Raw genomic sequence first — 3,139 nt, forward strand, 5'->3', positions numbered from 1 at the left:
GGCGATGGCCCGCCTCGGTGTCGCCGCCCGGCACCGCCGGCAGTGGGACGCGCTGCTCGACATGCTGAACCGGTCCGCGACCGTCGAGCTGACCGGCGATGGCCCGCCTCGGTGTCGCCGCCCGGCACCGCCGGCAGTGGGACGCGCTGCTCGACATGCTGAACCGGTCCGCGACCGTCGAGCTGACCGGCGACACGCTCGCGCTGGTCCGACCGGTACCGACCACCGCCGAACTCGCCGCCGAACGCACCCGCCTGGACGCGGCCTACCGTGAGGCGGAACCCTTCACCCGGCTGCTCGCTGTCTGCTTCGACTCCTACGCCCGGGTGCTGCGCGACGAGATCCCGGCGACCGACGTGCTCTTTCCCGGCTCCTCGTTCGCGCTCATCCAGCCGCTGTACCAGGGGCACACCATGGCGGACCTGTGCAACGACACGGTCGCCTGGGCCATCGAACGCTACCTGGAGCACCGGGTTCCCCGGCTCGCCCCGGACGAACGGGTCGAGATCGTCGAGGTGGGCGCCGGCACCGGAGGCACCAGCCGTCGGGTCTTCGCGGCGGTCGGCCGGCATGCCGCGCGGCTGCGCTACCACTACACCGACGTGTCGCTGGCGATGGCCAAGTTCGGGGCGCACGAGTTCGGACCGGCCACCCCGTTCGCCGAATTCGGCACCCTGGACGTCGACCGGGACGTCACCACCCAGGGGTATCCGGCCGGCGGGGTCGACGTGGTGGTGGCCACCAACGTGCTGCACGCCACCCCGGACGTCCGGCGTACCGTCGCGAACCTGCGCCGGCTGCTGCGGCCCGGTGGCTGGCTGGTGCTCAACGAGCTGACCACCACCGTCGACGTCATCGCCATGATCGTCGGTCAGCTCGACGGCTGGTGGCGCTACCAGGACGCGGACCTCCGGCTGCCGTACTCCCCGGTGGTCCCCGCCGACGGCTGGCGGGACGTGCTGCGGGCCGCCGGCCTGACCGACGTGCTGGTCCTCGGCCCGCCGCCACGGCCGGGGCGCGGCGTCGGTCAGAACGTCGTCGTCGCGCAGAACCCGGCTCCCGTGACCGCCACGGAACCGGCCAGGTCGGCCGGAACAATCGCCGCGCCGGTCCGGGTGGTCACGGCCCCCGCCGCGCCGGTGGTGACCGCCGACCCCGGGACCGGGGTACGGGAGCAGATCCGCGCCTGCCTCGCCCTGGCGCTGGAGACCGACGCCGGTCGCCTCGCCGACGACCAGCCCTTCGCCGAGTACGGGGTGGACTCGCTGATCGGCGCGGAACTGGTCAACCGGATCAACGACGCGCTCGGCACCGGCCTGCGCACCCCGGACCTCTACGCGCACATCACCGTCGGCGACCTCGCCGCGCACGTGCTGCGGACCCATCCCACGGTGGTGGCCCGGCCCGCTGAGCCACCACTGCCGGACCCGGTGCCCGCCGAGCGCTCCGCCGCGCCCCCGATGCCGGACGGCGTCGACCCGGCCGGCCGGGACGTGGCCGTCATCGGCCTGTCGTGCACGTTCCCGGGCAGCGCCGACGCGGAAGAGTACTGGGACAACCTCGTGCACGGGCGCACCCTCTTCCGGGACGTGCCGGTCGACCGCTGGGACGTGGATCGGTTCCACCACCCGGACCGCTCCCGGACCGACACCACCTACTGCCGGCAGGGCGGCTTCCTCGACGACATCGAGCGGTTCGACGCCCTCTTCTTCAGCATGTCCGGCCGGGACGCTGAGGTCTCCGACCCGCAGCACCGGTTGTTCCTGCAGGAGGCGTGGAACGCGCTGGAGGACGCCGGTTACGCCGCCTCTGTGCCCGGCCGCCGCTGCGGCGTGTTCGTCGGCAGCACCGGCGGCGACTACGACGCGCTCCAGGAGGACCACGACGTCGCGCACGGCCCGACGACGTTGCTCAACAACCAGACCTCGACGCTCTCCGGCCGGATCTCGTACTTCCTCGACCTGGCCGGGCCGAACCTCGCCGTCGACACGGCCTGCTCGTCCTCCCTGGTCGCCGTCCACCTGGCCTGTCAGAGCCTGCTCGCGGGGGAGAGCGAGCTGGCCCTGGCCGGTGGCGTCTTCATCGCCACGACACCGCGCTTCTTCGTGCACATGTCCCAGCTCGGGGTGCTGTCCCCGGGCCACTCCTGCCGCCCCTTCGACGCGGACGCCGACGGCTTCCTGCCCGGTGAGGGGGTGGCCGCCGTGGTGCTCAAGCCCCTCGCCGCGGCACAACGCGACGGCGACCACATCTACGGCGTCATCAAGGGCACGGCGATCAACCACGACGGCCGGACCAACGGGTTCACCGCACCGAACGCCCGCTCACAGACCGCTCTGGCCACCGAACTGTACGCCCGCAGCGGCGTCGACCCCGACACGGTCGGCTATGTGGAGGCCCACGGCACGGGCACCGAACTGGGCGACCCGATCGAGGTGACCGCCCTGACCGACGCCTTCCGCCAGCACACGCCGCGCCGCCAGTTCGCCGCCATCGGCTCGGTCAAGGCCAACATCGGGCACACCGTGGGCGCCTCCGGAGTCGCCGGCCTGATCAAGGTGCTGATGGCGATGCGGCACGGCGTCATCCCGCCGCAGGCGGCCTACCGGGAGGCCAACGCGTACATCGACTTCGGGTCCAGCCCGTTCTACGTGCCCACCAGCCCGGTGCCGTGGCCGGCCCGCGCGGACCGGCCACGGCGGGCCACCGTCAGCGCGTTCGGTTTCAGCGGAACCAACGCGATGCTGCTGGTGCAGGAGGCGCCGCCGACCCCGCAGCCCACCGTCGGCGATGGTGCGGCGGACGAGCTGCTCGTACCCCTCTCCGCCCGGGACGACGCGGCGCTGCGCCGGTACGCGCGCGTCATCGCCGATCGCGTCGACCCCGCGACCAACCCGCTCGCCCCCCGGTTCGCCGACGTCGCGGTCACCCTGCGGACCCGGCGCAGCGTCTTCCCGGAACGTCTCGTCGTCCGGGCCGCGGACCCGGCCACCCTCGCCGACCGCCTGCGCCGCTTCGCCGGCGGCGAGCACGACGTGCCGGGCCTGCTGCGCGCACCGCCGATCCGACGGCCACGGCACCGACTCCGCCCGGTGCCGGCGACGACCAGGAGACTGCCCGCGCCTGGTGCGGCGGTCGC

Annotated in this window: 1 protein-coding gene; it reads left to right on the plus strand. The window is 73.6% G+C overall.

Annotated elements, in window-relative coordinates:
- Positions 1-98: 98 nt before the first annotated feature.
- On the plus strand, positions 99-3,139 hold a 3,041-nt coding region (locus JM949_RS34875; protein WP_203152321.1), incomplete at its 3' end, for a beta-ketoacyl synthase N-terminal-like domain-containing protein.

It is taken from the genome of Micromonospora tarensis, from assembly GCF_016803395.1.
Taxonomy (GTDB): domain Bacteria; phylum Actinomycetota; class Actinomycetes; order Mycobacteriales; family Micromonosporaceae; genus Micromonospora; species Micromonospora tarensis.